Consider the following 7,234-nt stretch of genomic DNA (forward strand, 5'->3'; position numbering starts at 1 on the left):
GTTGAACAGCCTTCAGAGATTACAGTCCCTAGTATAGAACAGCAACGTGCTGAAGAACAATTAAAGCAATCCCGTGAAGCACTTGTCAAATTTTATGAAACTCAACCTCAAGCGCCAATGGTTGAAGGGGAAGGTGCGCCTCCAGATCCTAGCCAAGATATTATTGGTTATATGGGGTGGGTGGGGAAAAAGCTTCAAGAGCAAGATGCATTTATTAAAGAACACCGTGAAGCACAACGGCAGACATTTGAACAGCAGCAGTATGATACGCATCTGAACCAGTTTTTTGAAAATTCTGTTAAAGCGGTTAAAGATAGATACAGTGATTTTGATGCTGCGGCGGATTTTCTTTATCAGACTCGTGCAAAGCAGTTGTCCGCTTGGTCAACGGTTTATCCGGAATATACCCAAAAAAGCACAATAGACGCGATTATTAGTGACGAATTACGCACGATTGTAGCTGCGTGTGCACAAAAAGGTGTTAATCCAGCAGACGCGCTTTATACAATAGCAAAAGACAGCGGTTATCAGAACCAGGCAGTACAAGCCAACAATCAGGTAGCAGCACTCCAGAGTCGTCAGAATTCTGCGAGGACTTTAACAGCCTCTGGTGGAGGAGGTATAACCGGTCCTATGACCAAAGACACTCTTTCCAATATGTCAGAGAAAGAATTCAACGTTTGGATATCCAATCCAAAAAATGAAGCTCTTTTTTACGAAATCATGGGTGCAGACCCTGATTAGACAATAGGTTTAACAGCATAATCCGCCTTTGATGCGGGTTTTCCACCGGCTTTAAGCCGGTTTTTTTATAGCAAAGAAAGGTGAAATGAGAAATGGCAACAACACATATCATGACCCATGACCCGCAAGCGGTAAAACTGTGGTCACAAAAATTAAGCAATGAAGTTTTAAAAGCAACGAAAATAGCCCCCTTGATAGGAAAAAGTTCAAACAGTATTATCCAGCTTTATAACGAAACTCATAAGAGTGCAGGGGATAGCATTACATTTAGCTTGCTGGTGAATCTATTTGGAGATGGTGTGACCCAAGGAGAAACGCTTGAAGGCAATGAAGAGGCGCTGCAATTTATGAATGACAGGCTTGTTATCAACGAGCTCTTACATGCAGCACGCGTGGCGAATGATGACTCCATTGATCAACAGAGAATTTTGCCGAATTTACGGAAAAAAGCCAAAGAAGGTTTGGTCCGTTGGTATGCCAACCGTTTAAGTATTATGTTCTTTCTTCAAGTGTGTGGCTACACAGCGAGTACGCTTAATGTTGATGGTCGAGAAGTATACATTAAACCGGTTCATTATGGCTTTAATCCTATCCTGGCGCCGAGCAGTGAGCGCATTATTCGACCCGATGCAAAAACGAAGGATGAAGATCTCAACGATAAAGCTAAACATAGCTTTAGTTTGAAGCTGATTGATGAAGCGGTCAAACAAGCCAAGCTTGCTAATCCGCAAATTTCTCCAGTGCATGTCAATGGTGATGATGTTTATGTTTTGTATTTGCACCCAACGCAAGTGATGCAATTGCGCACCAATACAGCAGCAGGTGAGTGGTTAGATATCCAGAAATCAGTTTATGCAACCTCTCGCGCTAAAAACCCGATTTTTGATGGCTCTCTTGGTATGTATAATGGTGTTGTTTTACGCGAAGCTATTCATGTCACCCATGGTGTTAAATCAACAGATAGCACAGCTGTAAAAAGTGTGCGTCGCGCGGTATTCCTAGGAGCACAAAGTGCGATCATAGGTTTTGGTAAAAATCATAGTGCAACCCATTATACGCTTAAGGAAGAATATTTTGATTATGAACGTGAATTTGGTGTTGCAGCTAAGACATTGATAGGGATGAAGAAAACGCGTTTCCAGATGCCAAATAGTGCACAGACAGCCCAAGATTTTGGAACTATTGTTATTTCCACCTACAGCGGTGAGGCAGCTGCTGGATAATTAATGGGAGAGAAGAAATGGCAGATCATTTACCACCTCCCTTACAAGGGAGAAACCTTCAGACACAACAGGTAAGCTTTTTTAGGCTTAACTTTACGCATGAAAACAAAGATAAGGCGATGAAGATAGGGACCTTGCCTCGTGGAGCCCTTGTGACATCTGTAAAAGCTTTCATAAAAACAGCGTTTTCAGAAGCAAAACTCAAGATTGGGATCTCTCCTACGGGTCAAGAGTTTGGTGAAAAAGAAATCAAAACGCAAGGGACACAAGAATTTAAGGCAACGGGTCAAAAGGAATTTGTTCCGTTAGATAGTGAACTTACTCTTTATGCTAAGGTTGACAAAACAGTTAACGCTGGAGAGGGAGTTGTTGTGGTTGAGTTTATCACAAATCGTTGATTGAAGGAATAAGACATGGCAGATCATTTACCACCTCCCTTGCAGGGGAGAAGTCTTCACACACAGCAGGTCAGCTTTTTTAGGCTTAACTTTACGCATCAAGACAAAAAGAAGAGCCTGAAAATAGGCATCTTACCACGTGGAGCGCTGATCACTTCGGTTAAGGTATTTATCAAAACAGCGTTTTCGGATGCAAAGGTAAAAATTGGTACGGCACATGACGGAGACGAAATTGGTGAAGTCGAAATCAAAGAACAAGGCGTCAAAGAGATAAAACCTAAAAATCAAAAGGAATTTGTCTCGCCTGATCAAGAAGTCACTCTCTATGCTACAGCAGATAAAGAAGTTAATGCAGGTGAAGCAACTGTAGTGGTTGAATTTGTGACTAATCACTGAAATTAAGGGGAGAGATGTATTCACTCCCCCTCAATTTAAGAGCTAGAAGATTGTACAGAGAGTTGCAAATTAAGGGCAGATAATACAGCGACTAAGGTAGAAAGCTTGGGGTCACCCGTTTTACTTAAGGAGCGATATAATCCACTGCGTTCGCGATTGGTTTCTTTTGCTAAGGCACTCATATTTCGGGCGCGTGCAACGATACCAATAGCATCAGCAATGTGAGCGGCATCACCGGTTTTAAGAGCTTCATTGAGAAAAATTTGCTGTGACTCAATGTCTTTAAGATATTCTTCGGGTTTAAATGGGGTTATTTTCATCACTGTACTCCTCTTTTAACTTTAACGCTTGTTCAATATCCCTTTGTTGCGTTGATTTATCTCCACCGCATAACAAGAGGATCAAATCAGAGCCTTTTTGGGTAAAATAAATTCGGTAACCAGCCCCATAGTGGATACGTAATTCTCCTATACCATGAAAGAATTTAACATCACCGAAAAGTCCTTGTTTTAAGCGTACAACACGCTGAAGAATAATAGCCTTAACGCTTTTATCTTTAAGTTTCTTAAGCCAAGTATCAAATTCTATCGTTTTATGAATGAGTATCATCAGTGCACTGTAATGCACAGATGGTGGTATGTCAAGTGTCAGTTTTTCACGGAAAGGTGTTGTGATGGCGCGTCATTATATTCGGATAAGGACAGGAGGACCGATACAAGATCACCACGATGTTTTTCGTCATAGAAGGACGCTTGCACATCTTGTAACGGTAATTCAAAGCGAAATCGATGACATCACGGATGAGTATGTAGCGCAAATCCAAGAAAGTATTTTTGCTGCTATTCGTTTTTGTGAGAGGGAAACTTTTTACTTTAACGAAAGCCGTGATGTGGTGTTTACAACACAGGCGGGGAAGGGAGTGTATGACGCAACCGATACCCGCCATATCGAAACAGCTGTTAAAATCAAAAGCGTTTATTTAAGTTCTGGTCAAGATCATAAGTTTGCATTGGCGTGTAAGGACCATGTTTCTTTAGAGACTTCGTTATCATCAGAACAGCAAGGAACGCCGGTTTATTACAGTTACTTTGATAGGAAGCTCTCTCTTTATCCCACACCGGATAAAGCCTATCAGATTCAACTCATACTCTCTCCATTGCGCTTAGCAGAGATAGAGAGTGTTGATGAAGAGCATCTATGGTTTGTGCACGCGTTTGATCTGATTAAGGCGCGTGCAAAATATGAGTTGTACAAGAATATCCTTAAAGAACCCGATTGTGCAACGGCAGCTTACAATGACTTTAACGAGCAGTTGCATGAATTGCGTGCAGAGACCTCTAAACGCCATAACGTGACAAGAATAATTCCAACGGATTTCTAACATGGTTTATTTTCCTATAGCTGATTACCGACCAGATGTTTCGGTTGTCAACAGCAGCTTTACGGATAGCCTTGTGAATGTTTTACCAGCAGATGGTGGCTACATTCCTATGGCTAGTGCAATGGTTGTTTCTAAGATGCCTTTGGAAGAAAAGCCGTTGGGTTGTATCGCCTTTAGAAGTGGCAATGGTGTTAAGATTATCGTAGGAGGCAAGCAAAAGCTTTATAGTTATGATAGTCAAACGCAAGGTTGGAAAGACATAAGTCAAAGTGGTGTGACCTATCATGCGAATGAAGATAATCAATGGTCATTTGCTTTGTTTGGTCAAAGAGTTATTGCGGTCAATAAAAATGACAAACCGCAAGTCTTTAATACCCATAGTTCCGAACGATTTGAAGATTTAGGTGGTAATCCACCGAAAGCAGGCTTGGTCAAGGTCTGGGGACCTTTTGTTTGTTTGATGCAATTAACTGATCATCCCAATCGCATTCATTGGTCTGGTTTGGAAGATGCAACCCATTGGACCGTTAAGCAAAAAGATTGCGATTTTCAAGATTTTCCGGATGGAGAATATGTGCAGGGTGCAACGGAATCTACCAATCCGCTCATTTTTCTCCGTTCTGCTATTTATGCAGGAACTTTTGTTCCGGGTTCTAAGATAGTGTTTACGTTTCAAAAAATCCAAGACAAGCGAGGCGCGCGCAGTGCAGGCTCTATAGCTTGTCGAGGCAGTGATGCCTTTTTTGCTGATGATGGTGGCTTTTATCAGATGAGCTTGGATGGACAACTTTTGCCGATAGGCTTTGAAAAGGTTGATAGAACGGTTTTTAAAAACTTTGATAAACTTGCCCTTGATGAGATGCAGGGGGTTATAGACCCAGTCCATAACCGTGTTTATTGGTCCTTAAAAAGAGGCAATAACGAGCAAACCACCTTTGTTTATGATTGGGGGTTGCAGAAATGGTCGACACTACAGGGAAAGCCTTTTACATTCTTTCCAGTGTTTACAACAGGTTATACTTTAGAACAATTGGATGAGATTTCGATTAATCTTGAAGACCTACCGGCTTCTTTAGATAGTCCCCGTTGGCAAAGTGGTGCGCCTATCCTTGGTGCTTTTGATGACAACAACCGTCTTGTTATGTTTACAGGAGCGCCAATGGAGGCAACTCTTGTTTCGCAAGAGATGGGGGCACCGGATGGAAGCTTTAGCTTTATCACGAAGATGTTTGCAGAGGTTGATACAACGCAAGGTCTTTTAAGCATTGGGGAAAGAAGGTTGCGTAATCACGATACGCCGATCACATGGCATAAGGAGAGGGAATGTTCTTATGTCACGGGTGCTTATCATGGTCGCTCACGCAACCGTTATCACCGTTTTAAATTACGCATTCCAGAACATGAACCTTGGACAATGACTACGGGCTTTAACGTTGATTTACGTCCTTTAGGCAGAGGATAATGGCAAAAGTCTATTTGACCAGTTCTTGGGATTTTGAACGTATAGCCCCGTACTTTGAAGATATATTTGCGTCATTGAGTGCGTATGTAGAGCGTTTCAAACATGAAGTTACGTTGCAAGAACTGATTGAAGCCATTTGCAATGGTAAAAAACAGTTATGGCTTGTTTTGGATGATGAGGAGCGCTTTTTAGCGGCTGTTACGACCCAGATACAAGAGACAGTTTTAGGAAAAAAACGCGCCTTGATTTGTGAATGTAGTGGCAAGGGTGTTCTTGATCAAGTTGAGAATTTGAAAGTTGCAGAGGACTGGGCGCGTGAGAATGGCGCTTTTGAGATAGAGATTTTAGGGCGCTTAGGTTGGAAGCGCGCATTGGACAAGCAAGGTTATGGCATAACGATGCTTTATTACAGGAAGGAATTGTAACATGGGGAGCAAGACGCCAACAACAACAGAACAGAAGCAGGTGCAAACGAGCGCCCCTCCTGCTTGGATGGAGAATGTCTTTAAGCGTGGTGGTGCGGATGCTTACCAAATGTATAACACAGGGATTGGTGGGAATGTTTATGGTGGACCTCGTGTTGCGCCATTAAGTGATCAGACGCGCTATGCCATTGGCGGACTTGGGAGTATTCCTAGCCATTATCAAAACCGTTCTTTGATGAATACGGTCTACAATCCAACGTCGGCAGCAAATAATCTTGGAAGAATGGCTTCAGGTGGTATGGTTGGACAGAATCCCTCTTTTAATGCCGCCCTTCAAAATAGTTTAGACCGTGTAAGAGATACGATTAACAGTTCTTTTGCAGGAGCAGGTCGTTATGGGTCCGGTGCACATACAGGTGTTTTGGCAGATGAACTTGGTGCTTTGTCTACAAGCGCTACAGCGAACCAATATAATCAAGATGTGCAGAATATGATGCAAGCCAATGCAATGATTGACCAAGCCAATCAAAATCAATTGGGCGCTTCGAATAACTTTTTACAGGGTTATGGCAATGCCTATTCAAACATGTTGCAGGGAAGCGGTGTTCTTAATGATTATAATCAACGGCTTGTTGATGCCAATCGCGAACGTTGGCTGGAACAAGACAATAGCGGTTGGAATAGATTGAATATGTTGTTGAATGCCGGTCATGGCTTTGCAAGAAATTATGGCACGACGACAAACAATAACACAGCTTCTGTGACGCAAGGCAATAATCCTTGGCAGAATGTAGGGACTATAGGTTCTATGGCACTTCAGGTAGCACCGATGGCTTTTGGTTACATGGCAGGTGGTCCAGCAGGAGCAGCGCTTGCAGGAGGAGCACATGGATTCTACGACTTGGTAAAGCCAAAGTTAGGACTGAGATAATTAAACAATAGCTTTGTAGGAGAGTGTTATGGCATTTCCATTATTAGGGTTATTAGCTGGAGCAGGAACCAAATATTGCATAAAAACACAATAAAGTCAATATGTTATGTGCAATTATTTTATATGAATCCACTTAAGAATCCATATTTTTATACGTGATTCATTTGACCATTTTTTATATAAGATTGCCATGTATGAATAGACCATAAAAAGCCAATCATGATGCAAATGTTATAACGCATGTGTCATTCAAATGAAATGAAAAGCAGCTATC

Annotated in this window: 10 protein-coding genes; 8 read left to right on the plus strand and 2 right to left on the minus strand. The window is 42.0% G+C overall.

Annotated elements, in window-relative coordinates; all coding sequences use genetic code 11:
• The 4 genes from ABD915_RS08510 to ABD915_RS08525 form a co-directional block, all read left to right on the plus strand.
• On the plus strand, positions 1-744 hold a 744-nt coding region (locus tag ABD915_RS08510), incomplete at its 5' end, for a hypothetical protein (protein ID WP_345117366.1).
• 92 nt (positions 745-836) lie between these two features.
• Positions 837-1,967 (plus strand): N4-gp56 family major capsid protein, encoded by a 1,131-nt coding sequence (locus ABD915_RS08515; RefSeq protein ID WP_345117368.1) that lies wholly within the window; start codon positions 837-839, stop codon positions 1,965-1,967.
• Between the two features lie 17 nt (positions 1,968-1,984).
• Entirely contained in the window at positions 1,985-2,365 is a 381-nt protein-coding gene (locus ABD915_RS08520; protein WP_345117370.1) for a hypothetical protein, read from the plus strand.
• 15 nt (positions 2,366-2,380) lie between these two features.
• Complete coding sequence (locus ABD915_RS08525) at positions 2,381-2,761, plus strand: hypothetical protein (protein ID WP_345117372.1); 381 nt, start codon at positions 2,381-2,383, stop codon at positions 2,759-2,761.
• Between the two features lie 35 nt (positions 2,762-2,796).
• Here ABD915_RS08525 and ABD915_RS08530 read toward each other — a convergent pair whose 3' ends face one another.
• Together ABD915_RS08530 and ABD915_RS08535 are read right to left on the minus strand one after the other, a co-directional pair.
• Positions 2,797-3,081, minus strand: coding sequence for an addiction module antidote protein (locus ABD915_RS08530; RefSeq protein WP_345117374.1), 285 nt, complete (start codon positions 3,079-3,081; stop codon positions 2,797-2,799).
• Positions 3,062-3,370, minus strand: a complete 309-nt coding sequence (locus ABD915_RS08535; protein WP_345117376.1) for a type II toxin-antitoxin system RelE/ParE family toxin — start codon at positions 3,368-3,370, stop codon at positions 3,062-3,064. Before ABD915_RS08535 ends, ABD915_RS08530 begins: the two co-directional genes overlap by 20 nt.
• Before the next feature lie 64 nt (positions 3,371-3,434).
• On the opposite strand from ABD915_RS08535, the gene ABD915_RS08540 reads away from it, so the two are divergent.
• Genes ABD915_RS08540 through ABD915_RS08555 form a run of 4 tightly spaced genes read left to right on the plus strand, consistent with a single transcriptional unit; the run spans position 3,435 to position 6,960 of the window.
• Complete coding sequence (locus ABD915_RS08540) at positions 3,435-4,142, plus strand: phage adaptor protein (protein ID WP_345117378.1); 708 nt, start codon at positions 3,435-3,437, stop codon at positions 4,140-4,142.
• 1 nt (position 4,143) lies between these two features.
• Positions 4,144-5,604 carry a hypothetical protein gene (locus tag ABD915_RS08545; RefSeq protein WP_345117380.1) on the plus strand — a complete coding sequence of 487 codons (1,461 nt, stop codon included), beginning with the start codon at positions 4,144-4,146 and terminating at the stop codon, positions 5,602-5,604.
• A complete protein-coding gene (locus ABD915_RS08550; protein WP_345117382.1) occupies positions 5,604-6,029 on the plus strand; it encodes a hypothetical protein in 426 nt (141 codons plus the stop codon). Before ABD915_RS08545 ends, ABD915_RS08550 begins: the two co-directional genes overlap by 1 nt.
• 1 nt (position 6,030) lies before the next feature.
• Complete coding sequence (locus ABD915_RS08555; protein ID WP_345117384.1) at positions 6,031-6,960, plus strand: hypothetical protein; 930 nt, start codon at positions 6,031-6,033, stop codon at positions 6,958-6,960.
• Positions 6,961-7,234 lie beyond the last annotated feature (274 nt).

The organism is Bartonella jaculi (assembly GCF_039543045.1).
In the GTDB taxonomy this organism is placed as follows: Bacteria; Pseudomonadota; Alphaproteobacteria; order Rhizobiales; family Rhizobiaceae; genus Bartonella; species Bartonella jaculi.

What these genes read in the sequence shown, in the direction of transcription:
- ABD915_RS08515 (WP_345117368.1), top strand. Translation starts at nt 837, where the DNA reads ATGGCAACAACACATATCATGACCCATGACCCGCAAGCGGTAAAACTG.
- ABD915_RS08520 (WP_345117370.1), top strand. Translation starts at nt 1,985, where the DNA reads ATGGCAGATCATTTACCACCTCCCTTACAAGGGAGAAACCTTCAGACA.
- ABD915_RS08525 (WP_345117372.1), top strand. Translation starts at nt 2,381, where the DNA reads ATGGCAGATCATTTACCACCTCCCTTGCAGGGGAGAAGTCTTCACACA.
- ABD915_RS08530 (WP_345117374.1), bottom strand. Translation starts at nt 3,081, where the DNA reads ATGAAAATAACCCCATTTAAACCCGAAGAATATCTTAAAGACATTGAG.
- ABD915_RS08535 (WP_345117376.1), bottom strand. Translation starts at nt 3,370, where the DNA reads ATGATACTCATTCATAAAACGATAGAATTTGATACTTGGCTTAAGAAA.
- ABD915_RS08540 (WP_345117378.1), top strand. Translation starts at nt 3,435, where the DNA reads ATGGCGCGTCATTATATTCGGATAAGGACAGGAGGACCGATACAAGAT.
- ABD915_RS08545 (WP_345117380.1), top strand. Translation starts at nt 4,144, where the DNA reads ATGGTTTATTTTCCTATAGCTGATTACCGACCAGATGTTTCGGTTGTC.
- ABD915_RS08550 (WP_345117382.1), top strand. Translation starts at nt 5,604, where the DNA reads ATGGCAAAAGTCTATTTGACCAGTTCTTGGGATTTTGAACGTATAGCC.
- ABD915_RS08555 (WP_345117384.1), top strand. Translation starts at nt 6,031, where the DNA reads ATGGGGAGCAAGACGCCAACAACAACAGAACAGAAGCAGGTGCAAACG.